We start from the raw sequence: 23,896 nt of genomic DNA on the forward strand, positions 1-23,896 counted from the left end.
GCCGCATCAGCCTCCACGGCCAGCCCCTCCCGGGTGATCAACAAAACCGACGATCATCCCAGCCCCCACGCCGCCAGCTCAAGTTGACAATGCCCCGGCACATCATGCGCACTGCAGACAGCGGCGACCGGGCCTTCAGGGGATATCAGGAGCTGCGGGCGTCTCGGCTTCAGTGAGACGGCGCGGGCCGCCAGGTGCGCACCTCCAGGTGGACGATCTGCGCGTCGGCGTGGATCCGGCCGGTCTCCACGAGCCATTGATGGATGGCGGCGGTGACGTCGCCGCCGGCGGCATCAACCCGGCGGGCGAAGTCGGCGGCGTCGAAACCTCCCGTCTGGGCGGAGCCGTAGGAGCGTTCCTCGGTGTGGTCGGCGCGCTGGGTGACCTCGCGGCGGATGCCGGGTGAGTCGGTGCGGCTGCCCGAGGGATGCACATACGCGCTCCTGGCCAGGCGGACGGTGAAGGCCAGGCGCAGCCCGAGGCGGGCGGCTTCGGCGATCAGGGGGCGCAGGCGGGCGGAGCCGGAGGCGATGGCCTGGGCGCCGACGCGGCCGGTTCCGGAGCCGGTGGGGGTGATCAGGACGGCTTTGCCGCGGACACGGGCACGGGCACCGGAGACGGTGGTGCGGCGGCGGGTGTGGCGGGCGGCAATGGCAGCGAGTTCGGGCAGGTCGGTGATGCCTGCGGCCTCAACGGCAGTGAGGACTTCACGCAGGGCGGTGACGAAGGCCGCGCCCTTGTTCCTGGTGTAGAACTGCGAGACCAGGGAGGGGTCACGGTTGATGATGCGGGCGATGTCGCGTTTGGTGTAGCCGGCCTGTTGGAGCCGGTCGGCGAGGCGGGCCGCCTCGTTCAACTCCCCTCGCCTTCTGGGGCGGTTGGGGCGGGTGCGGGGAGGCATCAGGTCTCCTGACTGGCGGTGAGGGCGGCGCGCCCGGCGTTGCGCAGCGTCAGGAGCTCTTCCTCGGTGGTGGGCGCCGCCAGAGGACCGGTGAGCTGTCCACGCAGGAGGTAGTCGCCGGGCTGGTGGTGGTGAGGCCAGTTGTGGGGCTGGGTGAGGTAGAGGGCGTCGGTACGGAAGGCGATGACGCTGCCGGGCGGGGTGTGCAGGGCGCCGGCGTAGGTGTCCTCGTCGCGGTGGCGCTGGGTGAGCAGGGCGGCGCGGGCGCCGGACCAGATGGCGGCGGCCCATTCGGGGTGCGCGTTGGGGTCGCGGGCGAAGCCGGTGGGTTTTTGCCAGGTGATCAGTTCGTCGTCGAAGCCGATGATTTCGGCGTCCGGCGGTACCTCACGTTCCATGCTGCGGGGGGTGGTGCCGGTGACCATGCGGGGGCGCTGGGCGAAGGAACCGATGCCGTACAGCAGGATGGCGCGCACCGCGCGGGAGGCGAGGTGCGCGGCGCGGGCCTGCTGGGGGTTGCCCTGGAAGTGGGCCTGGGCGGAGAGGTTACTCCAGGTCTCTTTGAGTTTCTTGGCCCAGTCGTCGAGGGGTTTGCCGTCTTCCCAGAGGATGCCGTCGAGGATCTCGATCTTCCATGGCGTCAAGGGGTTGGTCAGGGCGGTGTGGATTTCGGGACCGCCTGCCCAGGTCGTGAAGGTGGCGCCGGGTGTGGCCGGGTAGTGCCAGGCGCGGTCGCCGGGGGCGGGGGCGGGCAGCAGGCCGACGTGGTTCCAGGTGTCGGGGACCCTCACGCGTACCTGCCAGTGCCCGCACCCGTACAGGGCGCGCATCTGTTCCTTCTCGCTCCAGGCGGCGAAGGTTTGGGCGGTGACGCGGCGGGGGGTGCCGACCGGGGACTTCCAGGTGTGCTTGGCGTAGGCGAAGGTGCGGTCGTACTCGACGAGTTGGGGCAGCTGCTCGGGAACGCGGGGCGGGGTGAGCAGTTCGTTGCGTCCCTGTCCGGCGGTGGCGTGCAGCAGGCCGCGCAGTTCCTCCGACAGCACAGGGAAGCCGTCGGCGTATTGGCCGCGGGTGGGGATGGTGCGCGTCCACAGGTCGCGGCCGGTCTGCGAGGGGGAGCCCATGAGGACGGCGTCGTTCCAGTGGCGGCGCAGGGCCTGCCACAGCAGCACGAACGCGTCGCGGACGGTGGGCGGGTCGTCTCCGTCGACGTCGAACCACTCCCCCACCGAGCGGATCTCCACGTGGCTGTCGCCGTTCTCGCGCTGGTAGCGGCCGACGGGGTTGCGGGCGTGGACGAAATGCCCGGCCATCCGGTCGCGGCCGCGGCCGGTGTCGGTGCGCCAGCCCGGTGTGGGCGCGTTCAGCCAGGCGGCGACCGCGTCGCGCAGGTAGGGGTAGCGGTCGGCGTCGCGGTGCCAGGGGTCGCCGGAGGTGATGTAGATCCGCTCCACGCCCTCGGGGAGGGTATGGAAGACGGCGCTGAGGATGTCCGCGGCGGAGGCGGCGCCAAGGTCCAGGCGGTGGGTCTCGCTGCGGTGAACCAGGATGCCAGTGCTGGTGTCGAGGAAGACGGTGGAGCGGGCCTGCTGGGTGAAGTTCGGCCGGGTGGACGCCAGGCCGGGCGTGTGGGTGAACCAGGCATCGCCTGCGGTGCCTTCGGCAATGGCGGGCAGGCTGCGTGGCGTCTGGGGTTCTGCAGGCGGAGCCGGGGCTGTGGCTTCGGCCGGGGCTGGTGAAGCAGGGCGGGGACGTTCGGTGCTCTTCGCGGGCGCCGCGGCTCCCGGCTGCGGGGCCGGCGTGGGGCCGGTCTCGTCGGCGGCCTGCGTCGTGATCGCCTCGGGAGCCGGGGGCTGCGGCGCGGTGGCGCTGTCCGCTGCCAGGCGGTCGGGGGCCAGTGCCGGGGCCAGGGTGACGACGTCGGCCACGCTCAGCCCGGACGCCGGGGCGATCCGCTCCGCCTTCGCCTTCTCGTAGGCTGCCAACTGGACGACCCGCCTGTCCCGGTCGCTCTCCAGTCTCATCAGTTCCGCCCGGGCCTTTTTGATCGCATCCCGCACGGTCCGCAGCTCGGTGAGCGCGGCGCTGTAGCTCTGGGCGTACATCGGGGGCTTCCTTGTCCGGCCGGTTTCAGTCGGCGGTGTGCGTGGTGACGTAGGCGATGGCCCCGCCCGATTGAGAGGCGAGCCGGGTACCCAGGAGAAGTCCGGCGAGCCTGCGGTCGCCGTCCAGGCCAGAGGTGATCACTGTATGCGGGGCGGCGAGGTCGGTGACGTATCCGGCCAGGCGCGCATCGGGGAAAGCGTGGCGGCCCTCGGCATTCTTCTCCCACCGCTCGAGCCCGGTCAGCACGGCTACCACGTAGCCGGACAAGGTGACCGGGAGCACTCCCCCGGCTGCGATGCTCGCCGCGTCGCACCGCCACCAGCCCCGCAGCGCCTTGATGAGGGCATCGGGGGTGAGGCTGGCTGCGAAGCCGATCCAGTCGCGGTCGGGGTCGTCGGAGGGCTGGGCGGTGTCCACGCGCAGGACGGCGATCTCCCCGGTGTCCAGTTGCTGCAGCGGGGCAGTGCGGCGTGCGCTCAGGGCCTGGACCGCGCTGAGGGGAATCATGACCCGCACTCCGCGGCGGGAGAGCCCAGGAAGCAGTCCGGCCCGCACCAGACGCCTGAACGTCGTGACGGCACAACCGAGTTCTTCGGCTGCCTGCCCGGTCGTCAGCAGCACCCCTCCTCCATCCCTCATCTGATATCTGATTCGGCATGTACGTTACCCAGTGAGTGAGGGGACGTCAAACCACTAACGGCAGGGCTGCAGAACGTGCGCCTGGCCGGCTCGGCCTGGCCGCTCCGCAGTTGTCGTTACGGCCTGCGGGTCCTGTCACTGGGCCCCTTGCGGCCGCGCCGTGATGGCGGCGATGCCAGGGAGAGCACGGCACCCAGCTGGGCCTGTGGTGTCGGCCAGGACGAGCGGGTGCCTGGTTCGACGGCGCGAGCCTCGTCGCCCCAGAGCAGCTCGCTGGCGCCCCCGTCGCCGCCCCCCTGCCGCAATGGGGGCGGCGACGGAGAACCGGCAGTGCGGGGACGCAGGGCTCGCCCAGCCGCTCGCCCACCGACTGGTGCCCGGGCGGTGGCTGCTGTCGTGGCTGACCGCGTCGCGGTCGGCCCGCACGACGCACCGAACGGCCCTTCGCCAGAGTTCCCCCCCTGCCCGCCGGACGCCACAGCCGGGTACTGGAGACAACGGGGGCGGGCGCGCGCCCGCGGGCGCGCCGGTGTGTACCCTATCTGATTTTTCACGCGCCGGTAAACAGTGCATCAGAAACCTTGCAGGCAGAAGCGATCAATTTCGATCACGTATAACTGTCTTTCGGTTTCGGGCAGGCTTATTCGAGCAGATCCTTGCTTTCCAGAGTTGTTTCGCACATCAATGCGGCTGGATCTTCCGTTAAGGCCTCACTCTATTGGCCGTGCGATCCATGAGCACGCTAAGGTCACGGCGAGATAGGGGCCCTGGCCCAAAGGATGGCACCAACAGACCAGGACCCCTCCGCATTTTGACCAGCCGTCAATTCTGCAAAGGGAGAACGATGACTGACCCCAATGTCGTCCAGGGCACCGTGGTGTCCGGGACGCGTCTGGACGGTAGCAATCCCGGCCGGTATTACGCACGCTTGCGTGCCCTGGCTGTCACGGTCGGCTTGGGCCCCGTGGTGGTGCTGGCTTTGTCCTTTGTCCTGCCGTCCGCGGGGCAATGGCCCGCTGCCGCATGCGTGGCGTTCGCCGCTGTCGCGGCGGGGGCAGCGCGCACCTCGCGGATCGAATTCCTCTGGGCCCGACGGGACTGATCGGCCGCTCCGGGTGGCCGGCCTGCGAAAGCCGCCGCCGGCCACCCGGAGCCCGGTGTTCGGAAGCGCCGGCGGGTGCGGCCCGCCCGTGCGGGATACAGGAGAGGGATTTCGAAGGTGCCTACTGATCCGTCGCAGCCGGAGCGGTGTCCGGTTTGTGAGGGCCCGATGGTGCAGAACACCGGGGCCGGGCGGCGTCGCCGCTATTGCAGCACCGCCTGCCGTCGGCGGGCCCAGCGCAACCGGCAGGTACGCAAGGCTCCGGTCGTCGCCATGCAGGGGCCTGTCGGCGCCGCGGTGGCGGCCGAGGTTCGCAGGCTGGCACAGCAGTTGCTGGACAGCGAGATGCGCCAGGAGGAGCTCGGCACGCTTTTGGAGAGAGCCGAAGCAATCCGTCGGGAGCTGGATATCTATACCGCGGCTGCGGTGCAGGACGCCCGCCACCGGGGTGAGAAATGGGAATCGGTGGCCAGGGCCGCACACGTAGCTCCGGAGACAGCGCGGGCGCGGTGGGGGCCCGAGCGGGTGGCCCGGATGATGGACCTCCATGCCAACGAGAAACGGGCCGCCCCTGCTCGGTGGCGTGGCTTGCAGACTGCCCGGCCCGCCGACGGGCCGGAGGACACGGTCGGAGACCTTGGCGGCGAAGTGGTCTCCCCCGCCAGCCAGCTGGCGTCGGCGCTGGAGCAACTGCAGACGGCCAGCGGCCTGACGATCCGGGAAGTGGCCGACTCCACGATGCTCTCGCCGTCGTTCATCTCCCGCGTCCTGTCGGGAGACCGGCTGCCCACCTGGGACCTGACGTGCTCGCTGGCGATCCTCTTCGGTGCTGACCCGGCCGAACTGCGCGTGCTGTTCGAAGCGGCCCACGGCATGACGGCGCACGGGCGCCAGCCCGTTGCTGCCGCCATCGCGCAGTTGCACGCTGCGGTACGCGGGCTGTACCTGGCGGCCAAGTCCCCTCCCGCGGAACGGATTGAGCGCCTCAGTGCGAAAACGGTGAGCGCGCTGCAGGCGCGCCGTGTCCTGGCGGGTATCGACGTGCCGGAATGGGAGGTGCTGGCCGCCCTCGTGTGCGCGCTCGGGGGCCGTCCGCTCGATTTCAAGCCGTTGTGGGAAGCAGTGCACTACACCTTCCTGATGTGCGACGATCCCCGCCTGCCGGAAGGCAGAGCGCACATCTTCGTGCCGGAAGAGGAGCCGTGAACGGGCCCCGCCCTGCTGACCGCTGCCCGGAGCCGGCAGCGGTCACCACAGGGCCGCACGCCCGGCTGCGCCCATCACAGGATCGCGCCCAGCGCACGGCGCTGGCGGCCTATACGGCCTTCCGTGAACGCCACTACGAGCCGTACCTGCAGTACGCGGCGCTGCGCATCGGCCGGAGTGCCGCGGCCGAGACGGCCGTCGTCGCGGCGTTCACCGAGCTGGCGGTGTCCTGGACGGCGATCCTGGGCGGCGCCGGCCCCGCCGCCGTAGCCTGGCGCATTCTGCACGACCACGTCGACCGCGCCCTGGGGCATGGTCCAACCGCCGTCCCGGCCAGCCAGGTTGTCCAGACGCTGCAGCACGATGCGCATTTTCTGCACGAGCAGATGCGGCTGAGCCCCGAGCGCATCGCCGAGGTGCTCGGGGTACGCCCGGGCGACCTTCCCACTCTGCCGACGCGCTCCCCGCAGGAGTGAGTTTCCGGTCGTTGGCCAGCGTGCCGCCGCGATCTGTCCCTACACTCCGTCGATAGGGGAGCACGCCCTGGAGGCGCGTGGGGGCAGGAGGGGAACAGGCGTGAGCTTGCCGTACGGGGTGGACGTCACGATTCCGAGTGTGGCCCGCATGTACGACAGCCTCCTGGGCGGCCAGGACAACTACCCCGCGGACCGCGCGGCCTGCGAAGAGCTGCTCCAGCACGTGCCCAGCATGCGGGAACTGGCTCTGAACAACCGGGAGTTCCTGCGCCGTGTGGTGCAGGTGCTCGCGGCTGAGTACGGCATCCGGCAGTTCATCGACCACGGTTCGGGGCTGCCCACGCAGGACAACGTCCACGAGATCGCCCAGCGGGTGGATGCTGCCAGCCGCGTGGTCTACATCGACAACGATCCCATTGTCCGCACGATCGGCGGTGTGCTGCTGGCGAGCAATGAGAACACCGCGGTACTCCAGGCAGACATGCGGGAGACCGACAAGATCTTCTCCAGCGAACCGGTGCGCCGGCTCATTGACCCCAACCAGCCTGTGGCGGCGCTGTTCGTGTCGGTACTGCACTGCATCCCGGACCGCGACCGGCCGGCGGAGCTCATCGCCCGGGTCGCGGGCCGGCTGCCGCCCGGCAGCATGATGGTGGTCTGCCAGCTGGTCAGCGAATCCGCCCGGGTCCGTGACTTCGTCAGCCGTTTCATGGACGAGCAGACCCAGGGCCACTGGGGCCGGGTGCGGGAGAAGAAGGACGTGGCCGACTTCTGCGCACCTCTGGATGTGATCGAACCGGGCCTGGTGGAGGTCTCCACATGGCGTTCCCGCCCGGACGACGTGCCCGCCCAGCTCAGCTGGGAATGGGAGGAGTACGGCGGGGTGGGCTTCGTGAGGCGCTGAGCCCCGCGCCGACGCGGGGGCTGTCCTGCCGCGCGCGGGGTGTCAGCGCCAGGAAGCCAGTGCCTGTTCCAGCAGCGCCGGTGTCTGCTCGGCCGGGTTGGCCACGCCGCACAGGTTGTTCAGGATGGCCTGGTAGCGCTCGGAATCCGAGGGCTTCTCCCGGTAGACGGCTCCTTCGTACTGCTCGAGGTAGACCATGTCGGGCAGGTATTCCGGGGTGAAGAACCGCAGGTGTACGACGGGGTGCCCGATGGCCCCGGCGGCGCCCACGCTCAGCGGGGCGATCTGGAGATGGAGCTGATAGGGCAGTTCCTCCAGCAGTGCGAGCAGATGCTTGATCTGCCGGTACATCACGCCGGGTGTGCCGACTTGGCGGCGGAACACCTCGGAGTCCATTACCGCCAGCAGGACCGGCGGTGTCTCGGCGCGGCGCAGCATTTCGATGCGCCGCATGCGCAGGGCCGCGCGTTCGGTGATTTCCCTGGCCGGCTTTGTGGGGTGGACGGCCCGGATCACGGTCTCGGCGTACTCCTGGGTCTGCAGCCAGCCCGGCACCAGTTGGGGTTCGTAGGAGATGATGCGGCGGGCGGCCGGTTCCATGGCCAGCAGTGGACGCAGGGGCGGCGGTGCCGCATTGGCGTAGGGCTGCCACACCTCCGGTTTGGCCGCTTCGTGGACCAGGTCGGCGATCCTGGCGCGCTCGAGCGGATCGCTCACGTGGTAGGCGTCCAGGAGCCGTTCGACCTCAGCGGGTTTGAAGGCTGTCCGGCCGGTTTCCATGCGGCTGATCGTCGCTTCGGAGGTGTGGATGCACCGGGCGGCCTGCCGGGGCGCGATCCCTGCGTGGTCTCGGCAGCGGCGCAGGTGCCCGGCGAGCGCCTTGCGGTGGGCTGCCGGCCCCCACTCCGGGCGGTGCGGGAATCCGAGGATCGACGGCGCCTGGCGGTCGGCTGCCATACGGGCACTCCTATGGGACTGTTGAGAGGCCTGAGTATGGCAGCCGGAACTCGGCTCTGTCAGTGAGTGGCCATATCTCTACTGTCGGTCACGAGAGGGTGAAGTCGAACTCGCCGTCCTTGACTCCACCCAGGAAGGCCTCGATCTCCTCGCGCGTGTAGACGAGGGCGGGGCCGTTGGGGAACCGGGAATTGCGCATCGCCACCTGCCCACTGGAAAGAGGGGCGACTTCTACGCAGTTGCCGTTTCCGCCGCTGTGGCGGCTCTTATGCCAGCGTGCCCCTTCGATCGCGCCTGCGCTGACACCGTTTTCCACCCGCTGCATTTCTCACCGTGCCCCTCCGAATCGTACCCGACGCCGGCTGGCTCTTGCCGGTCGTGACCGGCTGCCGGGCCGACTGTCTGTACGAATATCTGGGCTCTGCAATTGCAGAGCCGCGCTTGCAGGAACGAGGAGCGGGCCGGAATAGTGACGGGTACGACGGCACGTCGTGCCATCAAGCACGGCACCAGTTCCGGGGGACGGACGATGACGCCACGACGCGAGGGCACATTCCAGCCACAGTCCACGTCTGCCGCGCGCGACAGCCGAAGACGGCATCTGCTGTTCCTCGGCGAGCCGCTGGCTTCCACGCCCAACCTCGCCGTCCGTTCGGGCCTGGGCAGCACGCCCTTCGTCGCCCGCCGTATTCCCGTCGCCTCCCGCCACTGCTGCTACATTGCGCGGCAGTTCACCCGGCAGACCGTGCGCCGCTGGAACCTGCACAGCATCTGCGACGACGCAGTCCAGATCGCCTCCGAGCTTGTCGCCAACGCCGTCCGCCACGGCCAGCCCGACACAGCCACGGCCGATGGTGAACAAGCGGAGGTATGGCTGGCTTTCACTCTGCGTCCGCGCACTCTGCTGTGCGTCGTGCGCGACCCCAGCCAACTCAGCCCCAGGCTCACCGCTCCTCAGCCATGGGCGGAACACCACCGCGGACTGCCCATCGTGAACGCCCTCAGCAACACCTGGGGCTGGACCACAGCCCCCCAAGCCCAGGGAAAGTCCGTCTGGGCGCGCGTGGCGCTGCCAGCGGCATGACCTCGCGGCGGCGGATCCCCAGTGAGTTCAGTGGGGCTGGCCGAGAGATACACGTCAGGCGGTCCGTGCAGGTGAATGAAGGCCGTGCACGGACACGTCGATGGGCGGCTTCAACGATCAGGAACCGAAGCCGAAGGCAGAGGTTCGGTTCGACGACCGGCTCAGTAGTAGAACTCGAGGTAGTCGATGCGTTCCACGCTCACGGTTTGGCTCGTCTGTGCCGGCCGGTTGCGATGGAAGTAGCAGGCGCCGAGAGCGTCGCTGAGGATGGCACGTAGTTCCGCTTCTGAGGCCCCCTGGTGCTGGGCGGTGAACAGGCTCTCCGGGTAGGGCGATTGGAGGCTGAGGGTCAGAAAACGCAGGCGGGGGTCGTCGCTTGAACCTGCGGCTGCGGTGAATCCCAGCCAGGCGCGGAAGCTGAGCATCATCTGGCCGCCGTTGGCGAGGATGGCGGCATGTGCGCGGCGGCGGACGTGGGGCTGCCAGCGGCGGATGACTTCGCGTTCCACGCTCTGGTGCAGCGGATGGTCAGCCGGTATCTGCCCGGTCTCGCGTAGCGCGTTGAGATCTGCGGGGTTCGCCTGGAGCAGTGGGGCAAGGGTGGTCGTGTCGTGTCGGCTCTGTTTGAGGAGGTAGGTCAGCCGGGCGCGTGTGGAACGGGGCGGCGTGCGCGTCCAGTGGCGGGAGTCGGCCCGGTCGAGGGCTTCTTGGACGGTGTCGGCGCTCAGACGCAGAGACAAGGCAGGCGGCTTTCGTCGCGGGGGTGGCCTGTTTGTTCGGTGCTGCCGGCCGGCGCTGGCACGATCGCCGGATGGGGATCGACGAGCCGGTCGCGCCGCTGCCGAAGCGTGCGGTGATGGTACGGGGAGAGACGGTCGCGTCGTATCTGTGGCGGCTGGCGGAACGCAACGGGATGTCCTTTGAGGAGCTGGCCCAGCACATCGGCGCGCCAAGAACCATCAGGTCGGCGGACCCGAGAACGGAGGAAGTACGTCTGGGGCCGGTGGCGCGCCAGCGGCTGGCGGAGGCCAGCGGGCGGCCGGTGGAGCAACTGGCTCAGGCGCTGGTGTCGTTGAAAGACAGCAGGATCAGCGCCCGGGCACGCCATCAGGTACAGATCGAGCCCTGGCCGGAAGGGCAATTGCCAGTGCCGGCCTGTGCGCTGTGTGCGGCGGGACGCAGCGAGCGGCCGGTGTGGCGCGTCCCCTCGGAACACTGGGCGGTGTGTATCCGCCACGGGCGGTGGACCGCGACGGCCCAGGAACACTTTCAGATCGGGCTGGAGCACCTGCCCGAGGTCGTGGATGCCCACGTGCGGCGGGTACGGCTGGAGCGCCGCACGGGCCCGTATACGCGGGCACTGATGGCGGACGCGCAGCAGGTGGCGGTGTATTGGTGGCACTGCCGGCAGATGGCCTGGCGGGGGGTGTGGCACAAGCGGCAGGAGATCTTGGGGGTGGATCGTTCGGCGCTGTGGGCGGTACCGCTGGTGGTGTATCCGGAAGCGGTCAGCGTGGCGGAGGCGATGGCGGTGCGCGAGCGCCAGCGCGCGGTGGGCCGCAGTTTCGCGGGCGGCCCGGCAGGCTGGTCGACGGGCCGCTGGACGGCGTGGGTGGGTGAACGGCTCGGTATGCGCGAGGAGATGGCCGACGGCGGGCATCGCGGGCTGGAGGCATGGCTGATGGCGCACCGCAATACGGTGCCGGTCGTGACGCGGCTTGCGCAGCAGGAGGAGCGGGCAGTGCCGCGCAGTGTCCCGTTGCCGCTGCTGGAGCCGCATCGGACGATTCCCCTGCACGGGCCACTGGAGCAGGCGTCGTGCCTGCCGTGGCGGCTGGGCTCACCCATGACCAGCACGTCCTGGGGCTGACCGGGCGGGATGGCCAGGCGGGTGGCAGGCCCGTAACCGTGCTCGCCCGTCCCGCGTTGGCCCCACATGGACGACGATCTCCTCGACGCCGACTGCCTGATGCCGGAACTGACCGAACCGCGCCTGGCCTTGTTCACCCTGTCGGAGGCACACGAACTGCTGGATGTACTGCACCACTTCGGCGCAGCCGATCACGACTGGAGTGCACAGGCCCGGCGCTTCGCCGCGGAGCTGGCGGCCCGCGTGCCGTCACAGGAGGGGTGACGGCATCGATGGGGGTTCACTGCTCGCCCCGCTGCTCCCGCTTCTTGCGGAGGTACTCGGCGCGTTCGGTCTCCTGCTGCGTGAGGTACTGCTCGTTCCAGAGGGTGGCAAGTTCACCCAGAGCATCGCTGACCCGTACGAGTTCCCAGAAGAGGTAGAGGCTGGCTCCGGCCACGGCGGTCCAGCTGTCCCAGTGCAGAAGTCGGGCAGGGAAGGCAAGAACGAAGGCCAAGACGAGGAACTTGGCGAAGATCTCGCCCATGTAGGTCGGATTGCGTTCCACCGTCACGTGCTGGCCCTTGCGGTGGATCCAGTGCAGGCGTGATCTCACGACTCCCCCTCGGATTGTGGGTGGGCATCATGCCGCAGATTGTGCAGCCGCGGCACTTTCGCGCCTTCCGACTGTGTACGGCTGTCGAGGCGCGGGGCCCCGGCCCCGGTCAGGCGGTGGAGTCTTTGATGTAGCGGGCCGGGTTGAGGCCCTGGGCGTGCTGGTGCTGGTACCAGACCATGGTCTGGACGCCTTCCTCCTTGGCCAAGCCGGGGTTGACGCCCAGGCGCAGGCATCCGGGCATGCCTTGCTCGTCGGGTCCTGAGGGGACGACATCGAGGGCGGTGGGGGTGCGGGCCGGGTAGAGCGCGCAGTCGGAGAGGACGGCGAGGGGGTAGCGGCCGGTCTCCTCGGCCATCTTGCGCATTTTGCGGTGCAGGTTGACGCGGGTGCGGGAGACGACGGCGGCACGGATGTCGGGGCGCCAGGTGGGCTTGTCCAGGGCGGGCCAGCGCGTGTAGGGGGCTGTGATCTCGCGGGGTCCCTCACGCAGTTTGCCCAGGCCGCCCTTGCCGGTGGCCTTGATGGCCGCGAGCAGGCCGAGCAGGGCGGGATCGGCCGTGGCGAGGGTTTTCATGGCGGTCAGGTAGTCGGCCTGGGAGATCTTCTGGTGCACGCCGAGGTCGGCCATGGTGGCGAGGTAGGCGTCTCGCAGTCGTTCGTACCAGGGGGTGAGGTAGGGGCCGTGGTCGTCGCGCAGGTAGGCCTCGATCGGCTTCACGTCCATGCCGAGTTCCTGGGCGTAGGCGAGGGTGGGGGTGGCGTACCAGGCGGGTCCGGTGGGGGCTTCGCCGGTGGCGGTGAAGGGTGAGGGCAGGCGCGGGTCGAGGGGGGCGCGGGTGAGGTCGCAGTACCAGCAGCCGGGGACCTTCTTGTCGAAGGCGGGCGCGATGACGTGGCGGGGCGAGGCGTTGAGGCCGACAGATGCGCCGGAGGCGGAGGCGACGAAGGCGAGATTAGTGTCGAGTCCGACGATGTGGGGGAAGTCGGTGCTCTCCTGCTCGGTGGGCGGGCGGCTCCAGTCCCAGGCTTCTTCCTCCATGGCCTGCTCGGGTGGGCGGCCCTGGGCAAGGGGGTGGGCATCGGGGGCTTCGGGCGGGGCGGGTTCCAGGGGCTCGTGCAGGGCGCCGCGGTGGGGGGCGGAGATCCAGCCCGTACCGTCGGGGTCGCGGCCTGGCCGGGTCGGTGGCCGCAGCGCGGTCATGAGTTCCTCGCCGCAGACGGCGGTGGAGCCGCGAGGAGTCAGCAGCCGGTCGGTGTAGGTGCCCAGCACGCGTGCCAGGTCGGCGGGCGGCAGCGACGGAAGGTTCCAGCCGTCCTGGGACAAGGCGCCCCAGGCGGTAACGGCCAGTTGCACGGAAGCCCGCTTGTTGTTCTTGATGGGCCGGTAGACACGGGGCCAGGGGCCGAAGCCGCGGCGGGTGAGGCGGAAACCCGCCTGCCGCAGTTGCGTGATGATGGGATGGGAGTCGGCCAGCCGTAGCCCGACACGGTCGTCGAGCACAGCGGGCAGGCCCACAGCGGTGCTGGCGGCGGGAGTCAGGACGATGAGCGGGTCGCCGTCGCGGTCGTAGGCGGTCAGCTTTTCCCGGCGCAGGCCGCTGCCCAGAGTCCACTGCAGCAGGCCGACGAGGTGGTCGGTGTCCAGCGGCAGGCGGGTTCCGTTCGTGAAGTGGGCGATGAGGGTGTCGGTGTGGTCGATGACGGCCAGCGGGCCCGCGGGGGTGACGCTTGGCTTTCTTGCCGGCAGCCGGTGTAGTGGCGGCGGTGTCTCGTGGGCGGCGGGAAAGAGCGCCGTTTGCTCGGGCCTGTCCGTGGCGGGTGCGGGTGCGGCGGGAGCCTGTTGGCGGGCGGATGGTTCGTCCTGTTCGGGTCGCTCCAGGGTGGTGAGGCCTTCAAGGAGGCGTGCGTAGGCGGCACGGCGGGCCGTGAGCGGCTCGCGTGTTCCGGTTTCCCATGCCTCGACGTCCTGGGGCCGACAGTCGAGGGCATCGGCTATCTGCCCGGTGGACAGGCCTGCGGCCCTGCGCAGCCGTGTCCGCTCCCGGGGCACCGGCAGGGGGATGCGCTGCGCCGAGAGGTCGGCGAGGAGGGTGTCCACCCGTGCGCAGAGCTCGTTTTCGTCACCGTGTTTTTCTGCCACGCACGGAATCTGAACAGGGCCCGGGCGTGGGGCCGTCGCATTCCGGTCATCGCGGATCCTGTGGTGTGACCGATACCTCTGACGGCTTCAGTGCGCCCGACTTCGCAAGATCGTCCGAGAAGGTCGCCAACGGGAGGCAGCACGGCCGAAGCTGGTGTGTCTGTCCAGATGCTGTGCCGCTCCTGAGTACCTGGCTCGTGTCGTTCGCCGTCATCGGGCTGACTGGTGGATGACGGGAATTGATCTGTTGATGCCATCCCGGCACTAGAGTCAACTCACCTCCCATGAAGGGAGGTTGACGGATACGCGGGCGAGGATCTGCGCACGCATCCGTACGCGCGTGCACGAAAGGACAGGGCCGCAGTGACTGTCGTGTTGAACGTCGTCCATCGGCTCGAGGACGGCAGCAGGAGCATCACCGTCCCGGCGCGCCAGGCGGGTTCAGTTCCGCTCACCCGCCGGGATGAGGTGTGGCGGCCCGTCAGGCATCCTTCGCAACGGAGCATCGCTACCTGGTGGTGGGCTGCCACGACCGGCAAGCATGTGGGGTGCCGGTCGATGAATGTGCTGACGGTGGCCATGCTGCTGGACTTCAATCCGGCGGTGACGGAGTTCGCTTCATGGTCGGCGAAGATCAAGTGGCGTGCGCGGGGGCGGGAGCGCAGTGTCGTGCCGGACTTCTTCGTGCGTACGGACCAGGAGACGACACTGGTCGTTGCCTGTCCTCCCGTGAGTGGGCCGAGTCTGCGCTGGCAGCGTCAGCAGCAGGTACTGCGCAAGGTCTGCGAGGAAGCGGGCTGGGAGCTGGGGATGCCTCGGATTCCCGGGCCGATGGCCTTGGCGAATCTGCGGTGGGTCTCCCGCTACCGGCATCCACGGTGCGGTGACCGGGAGGTCGAGCAGGCATTGAAGGCCGCCTTCGACACGCCCCGCACGCTGGCGGAAGGAGTGCGGGCGACGGGGTTGCCACGGCTGTCGACGCTGCCCCGCCTGTATCACTTGCTGTGGCGTCAGGAACTGGGCATGGAATGGAACAAGGCGATGGGCCCGGACAGTGTGATCAAGCTTTCGGGCCCCATGCCGCCGGCGATGCGCCGCCCGCTGGAGACGGACAGGGCGGCGGCATGAGCACTGCGCCGATCACACGGCCGCAGGTGACGGGGCTGGCCCCGCGCGGCATTCTGGCGCCCGGCGACCAGGTGCGCTGGATGGGCAGCCACTACACCGTGTCGGCCCTGTTGGGTACGACGGTGCACCTGGCACCCGCCAAGGGCTACGCAGCACCCCCGTGCGCGGTGCTGATTCAGTTCCTGGCCGCGGCCGAGGACTTCGCCGTGCTCGACAGGTCGGGCCGGCCGTTGTCGGCGGATCCGCTGCCCAACTGGTCCATGATGGAGGGGGTCAGCCCGGAGTGCGCCAGCGAGGCGCGGACCTGGCGTCGGCACATCATCGAGGTCGACACCGGCCTGCTGCCGGAGGTCCCCGAGGGCAGCACACCACGCGAGGGCTACGACCCCGCGCACTTCACCCTGGTGCAGCGCTACGAGCGCAAGGCCGCCGAACTGCGGGCCGTCCTGGGCTGGAAGGTGTCGTGGAAAACGGTCCAGCGCAAGCGGCTGGCCTTCAAACGCGACGACATCTGGGGGCTGGTCGACAAACGGCGCTCCCGCAAGGTCACGGTCCACGGGCGCACGGATGCACGGGTGGTGGACCTGCTGCTGGCCCTGCAGGAGCGCCAGGCCAAGGAGGAGGCTGCCACCGACGCCCGCGCCCTGTTCAAGAAGCTGCGGCGGGTGGCGAAGGCCACCCTGGGTCCTTCGGTGAAGGTGCCGAAGGACCCCACCCTGTATGCGCTGCTGAAGCGGCTGGGCATCGACGCCCTGCAGTTGCGGGACCCGACCCGGCGCCGCCAGGACCGCCTCAACCGTCCCGCGCCGCCCTTCGGGGTGACCACCGCCCTCGCACCGGGAGAACTCGTGCAGATCGACTCCACCGCCCTGGATGTCAAAGTGCTGGGCGATGACGGCCGAGCCACTCAGGTGGAACTCACCGCGGCCATCGATGTCCACACGCGCAGCGTCATCGCCGCTGTGCTGCGGGCCAAGACCGCCGGCCGGCGCAGGACTCGGCAGCAGACGAGGGCTCTGCTGAGCACCAACACGAGCGCGGGCCGGGCCACCAAGGCCGTGGACGCCTCGCTGCTGCTGGCGCTGTGCCTGGTGCCGGCCCCGATGCGGCCCGGCTTCGATGCAGCCGCGTCCGCGGCCCGTTCGGACCTGCCCTATGAGGAGTTGCTGGAAGTCGACGCGCGGATGGAACAGGCCGCGGCCCGACCGGTGATCATGCCGGAGACGATCGTGATCGACCACGGCACGGTCTTCGCCGGGCAGACCTTCTTCGACGCCTGCTCCTACCTCGGCATCTCGGTGCGCCCGGCCCGCAAGCGCACCCCAACTGACAAGGCGATCGTCGAGCGGACCTTCGAGTCGATCAAGTCGCTGTTCAGTCAGCATGTCAACTCCTACACCGGGCGGGACTTCAGCCGCCGCGGCAAGGAGACCGATCCCGACCGGCTGTGGACGCTGTCAGAGCTGGATGATCTGCTGCAGGAATGGATCGCCGTGGGCTGGCAGGCGCGGCCGCACGAGGAGCTGCGCAGCCCGTATGAGCCGAACCTGCCGCCGCTGACGCCGAATCAGATGTATGCCGCCAGTGTGCAGGCGGCCGGTTACCTCCCCATCCCGCTGGGCTTTGCGGACTATCTTCAGCTCCTGCCCACCGCCTGGGTCGGCGTGCGCGATGACGGCATCCGGTTCAGGAACCGCACCTACGACAACTACAAGGGAGAGCTCGAGGAGGTCCGCAACCAGCCGTCGGGGCTGAAGGGAAAGAAGAAGAACGGGTGGGAGCTGCGCTACAACCCCTACACCCCCGAGCAGGTGTGGCTGCGTGACCACCGTTCCGGCGAATGGATCACTGCCGTCTTCAAGTACCAGCACCTGATCGGCGCCCCGTGGACCCAGCACCTGTGGGACACAGCCGCCGCCGAGCACGTGGCACGCGGCGGCCGCCACACGGACGACGAGGCCATCGCCCAGGTCCTGGCCGACCTGCTGGAACGGGCAGGACGCGGCCCGGACGAGCCCGGCGTGGTGAGCCTGCCCGACGGCTACGGACCCGTGCCGGGATCGGCCCACTGGCCCGCGCCGGCCTCCGGCGACGAGGGTGCGACCTTCGATCCGTTCGCCGGCGCGGATCCGCTCGACCTGGATGCGCTGGGGCCGTTGACGGTGCTGGATCTCGACGAGCCGAGCATGTACGCCCCCGCCCCCTCCCCCGCGGAAGAAGAGATCGCCGCCGGGCCCACCCACGGGTCGCACGCCCCGGGCGGCGCAGACGCCGACGAGCCCTCGCTCCTGGCGGATCTGGGTGACCTGGACGACAGCCTCGACAGCGCCGCGCGTCTCCTGCTGGACCTGCCCGCCGAAACCAACCCCCCGCAGGAGGACACGCCATGATGCAGCCGCCGGACATCGAGGAGATCGAAGACGACGACATCCGTCTGCTCATCGACTCCCCCACCCCCACGCCGGTGTTCGCCGCGCCCCGGCCGGTATGGCTGAACACCCTGAGCAACTGGCGCACCTTCGCCGCCCTGGACCGCGCCCGGCCCGACCTGGCCGACAGCCCGCCGCCCGGCGCGGAAGTCGCCGACAACGACCTGCGGCTGCGCTATCACGCCCTGATGCCGACCGTGGTCACCCCCGCCGTCGGCCGGGCCCTGGTCGTCGTCCACGAGCACCTGCTGGCCAACCGGGAACGCATCCACGGCAAGACCGGCGTCATCATCGAAGGGCCCCGCGGCACCGGCAAGACCGAGATTCTGCAGTACATCGGCCGCCACTACGAGAACAAGATCGCCCGCCTGTACGAGCCGGACGAGAACCGCATCCCGGTGATCGCGCTGCGGGTGCCTCCCCTGGCCCGCGGCGGGCGGCGCAACTGGCCGGCCGCCTTCGCCTCCTTCCTCGGCCTCAAACACGACGGCGGCACCGACCCCACCCGCTCCATCTGCCACGTGATGCGCAACAGCTCCACCCTGCTGGTCCTCATCGACGGCATCGAGCAGCTGCGGGCCGGCGCGGACGCCGAGGAGTCGTTCGCCTACCTGGAAGAGATCAGCGAAAGCACCGGCGCCACCTTCCTCTTCGCCGGACGGGCCGCCCGTTCCATCGTCGATCCCCTGACCCGGGACCGGGAGACCGCCCTGGCCGACAACGAGGAGATCTGGGGCGACTACGCCACCCTGCGCACCAGCCGGATCGGCTACGACACGGACGGCCACAAGCTGTTCACGAAGATCGTCCGCAAGTTCGACAAGAACCTGTGCCTGCACCACCATCAGCCGGACGACCTGACCAACCTGCACGAGTACCTGCACCGCCGCACCAAGGGCTACCTGCGGGCCCTGTCCCAGCTCGTCAGCCAGGGCGCCCAGAAAGCGATCTGGAACAAGCAGGAGCGCATCACCGAGGAACTGCTGGAGTCCCTGGCCATCGGCCGCAGCCGCACCATCTGACACCTCTCACCACCGCCCGGGCAGTCAAGAAGCCCAGGGCGCGGGCTCTGGTCACAGTTCACGTAGCAGGGGAAGAACAGCCGTGGAGTACGACGACGTCGGAGAGGACGAGGACAGTGGCGAGACGAAGGTGACCGTCCGAGTGCCGCTGGGCACCCGCCTGGCCCTGACGAGCGGCCTGGAACGGCACCAGGCTTGGACGCACCAGGTAAAGGCGCACCATCGGGCGCAGCTGAAGGGGCTGACGCTCGCGCAGCGGGACACCCTGCGGGCCGAACAGCGCCAAGCACTGGACGTCTTACGCAGCCGGGGCAGCCTCCTGGACAAGAGGGACCTTCTGATTGCCTTCGGCTTACGCCAGGAACTGCACGCCCGGCGCTGGGACCGGTCTTGGAACGGCGCGGAGTGGGAGGAGATACCCATGGGGCTCCTGCCCGCCGCCCTCGTCAGCACCTACCCCGAAAGCCTCTCCTTGTCCCTGCCGGCGACTCTCGTGGAACAGGTGCGTGCGGGATGCTGGTCCTCCTCGAAGGAGTCCATCCGCCGACTCCATAAATGGCGGGCCGACTACTCCGCCGCCGTCCTGCAGTCGCGCGACGGGCCGCCAGAGGCGGAGTACAAGCGCCTGGCCGCCGGTGCCACCACGACGGGAGAGGTCTTCCGGACGGCTATCCGGCGGGGGCTGCGTGCGGCGCTGCGTGCCCCAACGCCACCGTCGCTCACGGCTCTTGCGCCGCGTTGACGGGTCGGTACGCCAGCTTCTGCAGGGCCTCCTGGAATGCGGCGAAGCCGTCGATCGGGTCGCGTGGCTCCTCGTCGAGCGCGAAAGTGCGGCGCACCGTGAGGAGCTGGCTTCGAAGGTCGTCGGCGTCCACGGAGTTGTCGAGACTTGCATCGATGTCCTCGATCAGGAGGGTGGCCTGCTCGCGGGTGGCGCTGGCGGGGTGGTCCAGCAGGGAGGAATTCCTGAGCCGCTTGATCTTGGATGTGGTGCGTTCGGTGGTGATCTCGCGCAGGGCCTTGCGCTGTCGGCTGCCCAATTCGCGGAACAGGACACGGAAGTTGTTGTCGAGGACGGCGGTGGCGTCGGCGAGCGCGTCCTCCTCGTGGGTGAGGACGTCGAGGATGTTGCGGGCCAGGCCCACCTTGTCCAGATGGAAGCCGTCCAACTTGCGCGCAGCAGCGTTTTCCAGCGCGTCGTGGGTTCCCTCGTCGCCGTCGAAGGTCACGTCGTCGACCTGCAGGTCGCTGATCTTCTCGGCGTCGTCTGGGGGAAGGAAGGCGGTGGCGTACCGCTTGACCGCGGCGACGCCGATCTGAAGCGGGATGAGGTCCTCGATGGCCACCACGCCCTGCGGGCGGGGGCTGGTGAGCTGGGCGGGCAGCTGGTTGAGCTGCAGCACGAGGGCGTCGTCGATCAGCGGTTTCCCGTGGGGGCCGCGGCGCAGCTTCTTGCGGGCGTCGTCACCGGAGCGGTCACCGTCGAGGAGGACGATGACGGCCGGTCGGTCGACGTCGCGTCCACGGGCGAGATACACCAGGTAGGGGACGTGGGGTGCGGAGCCTGCCGGGACGAGGGTAAGCGTGTTGAGGTCGAGGTGCTCCAGTGAGGAAGTCTTCAGGCGGCGCAGGCGTGTGGACATGCCGGCCAGCAGGATCTGGTCGGACATCCCCTCGCACATGAGGTTGCAGTTGCTGATGAAGGTCGTCTCGCCGACGAAGCTGCCGAAGGCCGATCTCAGCGGCTCGTAGTGGTTACGGGAGGCGTTGCGTACGACGCGGGTGCCTTCGTCGCCCTCCCCCTTTTCGAGGACCCGGATGCGTTCGCCGTGGTTTTTGTCGATGAGGAAGGGCGAGTGCGTCACGTAAACGACCTGGCAGGCCAGGCGGTCGGGGTCGGCCGGGTAGGCGAAGTCTTCGAAGATGCGCAGCAGGTCTTGCTGGCCGCTGCCGGAAAGGTAGGCGTCGGGTTCGTCCATCAGCAGCACCTCGCGCTGTCCGGACGCGGGAGGCTCGTGGGCCAGGTACTGGATGAAGTAGCTGAGGAAGTACTTCAGCCCGTGGCTGCGTTCATTGGCTGAGTACTCGGTGCCGGTCCGGTCCTTGATGGTGAAGACAAGGTCCTGGTCGCGCAGGGTCATCTGAAGCTGGAACTGGTTGTCCTGGGTCCACCACTTGGGGAAGTTCAGCGACTGGGCCAGCTGCCGGTTCATGCGTTCGACGATCCCATTGGCGAAGCCTTCCTTGCCCTCCTCGACGGCCATGAGGAGCTCCTGGAACGCCGTGCGGTCGATCTTCGCGACCTTCAGCAGGAGCTGTTCGGCCAGGGCGAGTTGCTTGTCGTGGCCTTCGTCGGGCTGGTTCGCGGTGGAGAACGCCGTCGTCAGGTTCGGGGCAACCGTGGCGAGTTGCTCGGGAGAGGTGAAGAGGTCGGCGTTGTCGAAAATTGTCCGAACGAAAGCACGTCGGGCGGAGCGGGACCTGGTCCGTAGGGTGCTCTGCCGACCGGCCAGGTGCTCAACGGGCACACTCTGGGGCAGCGCCGTGTGCGCGTCGATCTCGAACGATCGCGGCAGGATGTCCTCCAACGGTCCGCTGTCCTCGACGGGGTATAGGCTCCAGCCGCTGCCTTCGGGCAGGTAGACGACGGGCTGATGGGCGCCGATGCGGAACATCAGGAACGTGTCGAAGTCGTCGCCTTCCTCTTTCCCGCATGCCTGGAGCACCGCCTCGCGGTCGCTGGGCTGCAGGCGGTCGAACCGCAGGCCGAAGTCGGGGTAAGCCATGGCCTTGTTCACCGCGAAGAACTGCGAGTAACGGCAGAAGTCGCCGCGTTCGATGTGCCGTCCGGTCAGTGCACGCTGGATGGCGGCCAGGAGTTGGCTCTTGCCGGATTCGTTGGCGCCGACGACGGTGGTGACCCCTTCCTCGAGGGACACCTTGACGAAGGGGTATTTGAGGTCGTCGCTGTCCAGGACGTCCCAGGGGTCCGGCTTGAAGGTGTCGCTGGCCTTGCGGAGGTAGTCGAAGTTGAACGAGCGGAAGAAGCGAACTCGACTTTCGCAGTTTTCGCAGGGTCGCTCGGGTGGGTGTGACTGCTGGCGTTCGGTGCCTGGGTGCTTGGCGTTGGCCGTAGGGTGCGGCTGTGGATGAGTTGCTTGTTGCGCGGGTGCGGCTGCTTGATCAGCAGGGTCGGTCGGTGAAGGCGATCGCCAGGGCTGTGGGGATGAGCGCCGGAGACGTTGTCGGGGTGCTGAATGGCGCGGTCGCGGCCTCGGGGCCGGGTCGTGGCGGGCCGCGGTGCTGGGTGAACGCCGGCTGGAGCCGCAGTGTGGATCTTGAGGGTGCGCCGCAGTGGGCGGGCCTTGATCCTGGGGCTTCCGATGCGGAGGAGGTGCGTGGTCTGGTTGCGGTGCTCATTGCCGCGGATGGCACGCGCTCCACGAAGGCGCAGGTAGCGGGGTTCCTGCTGGACGTGTGGTGTCTGGGGGTGAAGAACGCGCTCGCCCCGGAGCCGATGAGTGAGAGTCGGCTGGCCGGGCACCGGGGGCACTACTTCAGCGCCTTCGAGGGGCATGTGCAGGTTCCGGCCGACCTCGCCCGCGCTCTGGTGTTCGGGGCCGCCGCCTACGCGCGCGGCTTCGGGTTCGAACCCGAGGGGGAGCTCGCTGAGGAGTTCGCGGAGGCCGCCGTGCTGCTCGGCGAACCTGTGGGCACCAGCCCGATCGGCTTCGGCCGGGACGGCAAGCCCTTCTTCGTCAACGGCCCCTACGACGATCCCGAAGCGGTGTTGCGGACGTTGCGGCGCGCCGTCGGCGACGACGGTTTCCACTTCGAGGTCGCCTTCCCCGAGCAGCCGTCAAGGCGGCGTGGTCTGTTCGGGCCGCGCCGGTAGCGGTCGGCACGCGGGAGGCGAAGGCGGTTCCCACCCGGGTGGGTGACGGGTCGGCTGTTCGCGCCCGCGGCGGACCGGAGCGTCGGCAGCATCGTGTTGTGGCGATTGCGCCCGGGGAGGGGAAGCCGATGCCCGCGAGTGTGGTGGTGCCCGCGTCGTTGCTGGCGGTGCTGGGGAAGCTGCGCGTGTTCACCGTGCCGGGGTTCGCGACGTTCACCGCGATGGTGACCGGGCTGGTCGCCCAGACCGGGGCCGGCACGGTGACCGGGATGCTGAGCGGGGCGGGCCTGGCCCAAGCCTGGCCGCGACCGGGCCCACGCCTTCTTCTCCCGGACGCGCTGGAACGTCGACATCCTGGGCATCGTGCTGGCCCACCTGATCGTCAGAACCTTGCTGCCGCAAGGCGCGGCGATCACGGTCGCGGTCGACGACACCTTGTTCAAGCGGAGCGGGAAGAAAGTGTTCGGTGCCGCGTGGCAGCACGACGGCGCCGCCAAAGGCCCGAAGCCGGTCGGGCGCGGAACGTGCTTCGTGGTGGCCGGGATCGTCGTGGAACTGCCGTTCCTCACCCGCCCGGTGTGCCTGCCGGTGATGGCCCGGCTGTGGCGGCCGAAGACCGGACCGTCGAAGGTAGAACTCGCCGCCTCGATGGTGAAACTGCTGGCCGTGTGCCTGAACCGGCCCCTGCACGTGGTGGCGGACGCCGCCTACCACGTGCAGGGCCCTGCGCCACCTGCCCGAGGCGATCACCCTCACCACCCGGCTCCCGGCCGGCGCCGTGCTGTTCGACCTCGCGCCGCCGCCGACCAACAAGCGCGGCCGGCCCCGCCTCAAGGGCGACAGGCTGGGCACGCCCGCCGAACTCGCGACGACCGCCACGTTCACGACCACGCGCGTCGCCCGGTACGGCCGCACCGACCAGGTCCGGATCGCCGAGGTCCGCTGCCTTTGGTACGGCTCCTTCCACACCCAGACCGTCCGCGTCATCCTGATCCGCGACCAGGACACCACCACCGGCTACGGCCTGGCCCTGGTCACCACCGACCTCGACACCCCGGCCGCGGCGCTGGTCACCCGATACGCCTGGCGATGGTCCATCGAGACCACCTTCGCCGAGGCCCGCACCCTGCTCGGCGTCGGACAGGCCCGCAACCGCTCCGAGAACGCGGTCCGCCGCACCGTCCCGTTCGGCCTGTACTGCTACTCGATCACCGTCGTCTGGTACGCGTTGCACGGCCACCATCCCAGCGACGCCGCCGACCACCGCGCACGGGCCCCCTGGTACACCACCAAGACCGACCCGTCCTTCGCCGACATGCTCGCCAAGCTCCGCCGCGTGATCATCCAATGCCGCGAAGTTAAGGATTGCCCGCGAGCGTCAAGGTGTCCGGAAGGATCAGTTTGTAGGTGTTGGGGGCGGTGCGGGTCAGCAGGCCGCG

At 69.3% G+C, this 23,896-nt stretch carries 22 protein-coding genes; 13 read left to right on the forward strand and 9 right to left on the reverse strand.

The features are described 5' to 3' along the window. Nucleotides 1-169: 169 nt before the first annotated feature. From AB0N07_RS42820 to AB0N07_RS42830, 3 genes are read right to left on the reverse strand one after another with little or no spacing between them, the layout of a single operon-like run. The gene (locus AB0N07_RS42820; protein WP_365844924.1) at nucleotides 170-901 is read right to left on the reverse strand and encodes a helix-turn-helix domain containing protein; all 732 of its coding nucleotides are present in this window, start codon (nucleotides 899-901) and stop codon (nucleotides 170-172) included. Then, complete coding sequence (locus AB0N07_RS42825; protein ID WP_365844926.1) at nucleotides 901-3,006, reverse strand: hypothetical protein; 2,106 nt, start codon at nucleotides 3,004-3,006, stop codon at nucleotides 901-903. The genes AB0N07_RS42820 and AB0N07_RS42825 overlap by 1 nt, the downstream gene beginning before the upstream one ends. Nucleotides 3,007-3,031: 25 nt before the next feature. Further along, nucleotides 3,032-3,628 (reverse strand): helix-turn-helix domain-containing protein, encoded by a 597-nt coding sequence (locus AB0N07_RS42830; RefSeq protein WP_365844928.1) that lies wholly within the window; start codon nucleotides 3,626-3,628, stop codon nucleotides 3,032-3,034. 862 nt (nucleotides 3,629-4,490) lie between these two features. On the opposite strand from AB0N07_RS42830, the gene AB0N07_RS42835 reads away from it, so the two are divergent. From AB0N07_RS42835 to AB0N07_RS42850, 4 genes are all read left to right on the forward strand, one after another. Further along, a complete protein-coding gene (locus AB0N07_RS42835) occupies nucleotides 4,491-4,748 on the forward strand; it encodes a hypothetical protein (protein ID WP_365844930.1) in 258 nt (85 codons plus the stop codon). A gap of 168 nt (nucleotides 4,749-4,916) precedes the next feature. Then, the gene (locus tag AB0N07_RS42840; RefSeq protein ID WP_365844932.1) at nucleotides 4,917-5,954 is read left to right on the forward strand and encodes a helix-turn-helix transcriptional regulator; all 1,038 of its coding nucleotides are present in this window, start codon (nucleotides 4,917-4,919) and stop codon (nucleotides 5,952-5,954) included. Beyond that, complete coding sequence (locus tag AB0N07_RS42845; protein WP_365844934.1) at nucleotides 5,951-6,430, forward strand: hypothetical protein; 480 nt, start codon at nucleotides 5,951-5,953, stop codon at nucleotides 6,428-6,430. Before AB0N07_RS42840 ends, AB0N07_RS42845 begins: the two co-directional genes overlap by 4 nt. 100 nt (nucleotides 6,431-6,530) lie before the next feature. Further along, a complete protein-coding gene (locus tag AB0N07_RS42850; protein WP_365844936.1) occupies nucleotides 6,531-7,334 on the forward strand; it encodes an SAM-dependent methyltransferase in 804 nt (267 codons plus the stop codon). Between the two features lie 42 nt (nucleotides 7,335-7,376). Here the strand turns inward: AB0N07_RS42850 and AB0N07_RS42855 are convergent, their stop codons facing one another. Both AB0N07_RS42855 and AB0N07_RS42860 read right to left on the reverse strand, forming a co-directional pair. Beyond that, entirely contained in the window at nucleotides 7,377-8,291 is a 915-nt protein-coding gene (locus AB0N07_RS42855) for a helix-turn-helix transcriptional regulator (protein WP_365844938.1), read from the reverse strand. An 88-nt stretch (nucleotides 8,292-8,379) separates the two neighbouring features. Next, nucleotides 8,380-8,616: a DUF397 domain-containing protein gene (locus tag AB0N07_RS42860; RefSeq protein ID WP_365844940.1), complete on the reverse strand. Its 237-nt coding sequence runs from the start codon at nucleotides 8,614-8,616 to the stop codon at nucleotides 8,380-8,382. A 204-nt stretch (nucleotides 8,617-8,820) separates the two neighbouring features. On the opposite strand from AB0N07_RS42860, the gene AB0N07_RS42865 reads away from it, so the two are divergent. After that, the gene (locus tag AB0N07_RS42865; protein WP_365844942.1) at nucleotides 8,821-9,375 is read left to right on the forward strand and encodes an ATP-binding protein; all 555 of its coding nucleotides are present in this window, start codon (nucleotides 8,821-8,823) and stop codon (nucleotides 9,373-9,375) included. A 161-nt stretch (nucleotides 9,376-9,536) separates the two neighbouring features. On the opposite strand, the gene AB0N07_RS42870 is transcribed toward AB0N07_RS42865, so the two are convergent. Then, a complete protein-coding gene (locus tag AB0N07_RS42870; RefSeq protein WP_365844944.1) occupies nucleotides 9,537-10,115 on the reverse strand; it encodes a hypothetical protein in 579 nt (192 codons plus the stop codon). 71 nt (nucleotides 10,116-10,186) lie between these two features. On the opposite strand from AB0N07_RS42870, the gene AB0N07_RS42875 reads away from it, so the two are divergent. Continuing rightward, nucleotides 10,187-11,245, forward strand: a complete 1,059-nt coding sequence (locus tag AB0N07_RS42875) for a TniQ family protein (protein WP_365844946.1) — start codon at nucleotides 10,187-10,189, stop codon at nucleotides 11,243-11,245. Between the two features lie 66 nt (nucleotides 11,246-11,311). Further along, nucleotides 11,312-11,509: a DUF6417 family protein gene (locus tag AB0N07_RS42880; RefSeq protein WP_365844947.1), complete on the forward strand. Its 198-nt coding sequence runs from the start codon at nucleotides 11,312-11,314 to the stop codon at nucleotides 11,507-11,509. A gap of 16 nt (nucleotides 11,510-11,525) precedes the next feature. Here AB0N07_RS42880 and AB0N07_RS42885 read toward each other — a convergent pair whose 3' ends face one another. Both AB0N07_RS42885 and AB0N07_RS42890 read right to left on the reverse strand, forming a co-directional pair. Continuing rightward, on the reverse strand, nucleotides 11,526-11,840 hold the full coding sequence (locus tag AB0N07_RS42885) for a hypothetical protein (RefSeq protein WP_365844949.1): 315 nt from the start codon (nucleotides 11,838-11,840) through the stop codon (nucleotides 11,526-11,528). Between the two features lie 109 nt (nucleotides 11,841-11,949). Continuing rightward, entirely contained in the window at nucleotides 11,950-13,983 is a 2,034-nt protein-coding gene (locus tag AB0N07_RS42890) for a helix-turn-helix transcriptional regulator (RefSeq protein WP_365844951.1), read from the reverse strand. Nucleotides 13,984-14,451: 468 nt separating this feature from the next. Between AB0N07_RS42890 and AB0N07_RS42895 the strand changes: the two genes are divergently transcribed. The 4 genes from AB0N07_RS42895 to AB0N07_RS42910 all read left to right on the forward strand — a co-directional run bounded on the left by AB0N07_RS42895 (nucleotide 14,452) and on the right by AB0N07_RS42910 (nucleotide 19,304). Further along, complete coding sequence (locus AB0N07_RS42895; protein ID WP_365844963.1) at nucleotides 14,452-15,111, forward strand: TnsA-like heteromeric transposase endonuclease subunit; 660 nt, start codon at nucleotides 14,452-14,454, stop codon at nucleotides 15,109-15,111. Further along, a complete protein-coding gene (locus AB0N07_RS42900; RefSeq protein WP_365844953.1) occupies nucleotides 15,108-17,501 on the forward strand; it encodes an integrase in 2,394 nt (797 codons plus the stop codon). Before AB0N07_RS42895 ends, AB0N07_RS42900 begins: the two co-directional genes overlap by 4 nt. Further along, nucleotides 17,498-18,562 carry an ATP-binding protein gene (locus AB0N07_RS42905; protein ID WP_365844955.1) on the forward strand — a complete coding sequence of 355 codons (1,065 nt, stop codon included), beginning with the start codon at nucleotides 17,498-17,500 and terminating at the stop codon, nucleotides 18,560-18,562. The genes AB0N07_RS42900 and AB0N07_RS42905 overlap by 4 nt, the downstream gene beginning before the upstream one ends. 82 nt (nucleotides 18,563-18,644) lie before the next feature. Next, entirely contained in the window at nucleotides 18,645-19,304 is a 660-nt protein-coding gene (locus AB0N07_RS42910; RefSeq protein WP_365844957.1) for a hypothetical protein, read from the forward strand. Here AB0N07_RS42910 and AB0N07_RS42915 read toward each other — a convergent pair. Further along, nucleotides 19,282-21,501: an AAA family ATPase gene (locus AB0N07_RS42915; RefSeq protein WP_365844959.1), complete on the reverse strand. Its 2,220-nt coding sequence runs from the start codon at nucleotides 21,499-21,501 to the stop codon at nucleotides 19,282-19,284. The two genes, AB0N07_RS42910 and AB0N07_RS42915, sit on opposite strands and share 23 nt — an antisense overlap. Nucleotides 21,502-21,956: 455 nt before the next feature. On the opposite strand from AB0N07_RS42915, the gene AB0N07_RS42920 reads away from it, so the two are divergent. Together AB0N07_RS42920 and AB0N07_RS42925 are read left to right on the forward strand one after the other, a co-directional pair. Then, nucleotides 21,957-22,457, forward strand: coding sequence for a hypothetical protein (locus tag AB0N07_RS42920; RefSeq protein ID WP_365844961.1), 501 nt, complete (start codon nucleotides 21,957-21,959; stop codon nucleotides 22,455-22,457). A gap of 360 nt (nucleotides 22,458-22,817) precedes the next feature. Next, on the forward strand, nucleotides 22,818-23,819 hold the full coding sequence (locus AB0N07_RS42925; protein ID WP_365844965.1) for a hypothetical protein: 1,002 nt from the start codon (nucleotides 22,818-22,820) through the stop codon (nucleotides 23,817-23,819). Nucleotides 23,820-23,896: the final 77 nt, after the last annotated feature.

The organism is Streptomyces sp. NPDC051172, assembly GCF_040682555.1.
Lineage (GTDB): Bacteria > Actinomycetota > Actinomycetes > Streptomycetales > Streptomycetaceae > Streptomyces.

Excerpts from the sequence above, each read along its gene's own strand:
- AB0N07_RS42820 (WP_365844924.1), bottom strand. The coding sequence starts at position 901 with ATGCCTCCCCGCACCCGCCCCAACCGCCCCAGAAGGCGAGGGGAGTTG.
- AB0N07_RS42825 (WP_365844926.1), bottom strand. The coding sequence starts at position 3,006 with ATGTACGCCCAGAGCTACAGCGCCGCGCTCACCGAGCTGCGGACCGTG.
- AB0N07_RS42835 (WP_365844930.1), top strand. The coding sequence starts at position 4,491 with ATGACTGACCCCAATGTCGTCCAGGGCACCGTGGTGTCCGGGACGCGT.
- AB0N07_RS42840 (WP_365844932.1), top strand. The coding sequence starts at position 4,917 with ATGGTGCAGAACACCGGGGCCGGGCGGCGTCGCCGCTATTGCAGCACC.
- AB0N07_RS42855 (WP_365844938.1), bottom strand. The coding sequence starts at position 8,291 with ATGGCAGCCGACCGCCAGGCGCCGTCGATCCTCGGATTCCCGCACCGC.
- AB0N07_RS42860 (WP_365844940.1), bottom strand. The coding sequence starts at position 8,616 with ATGCAGCGGGTGGAAAACGGTGTCAGCGCAGGCGCGATCGAAGGGGCA.
- AB0N07_RS42865 (WP_365844942.1), top strand. The coding sequence starts at position 8,821 with ATGACGCCACGACGCGAGGGCACATTCCAGCCACAGTCCACGTCTGCC.
- AB0N07_RS42875 (WP_365844946.1), top strand. The coding sequence starts at position 10,187 with ATGGGGATCGACGAGCCGGTCGCGCCGCTGCCGAAGCGTGCGGTGATG.
- AB0N07_RS42880 (WP_365844947.1), top strand. The coding sequence starts at position 11,312 with ATGGACGACGATCTCCTCGACGCCGACTGCCTGATGCCGGAACTGACC.
- AB0N07_RS42900 (WP_365844953.1), top strand. The coding sequence starts at position 15,108 with ATGAGCACTGCGCCGATCACACGGCCGCAGGTGACGGGGCTGGCCCCG.
- AB0N07_RS42905 (WP_365844955.1), top strand. The coding sequence starts at position 17,498 with ATGATGCAGCCGCCGGACATCGAGGAGATCGAAGACGACGACATCCGT.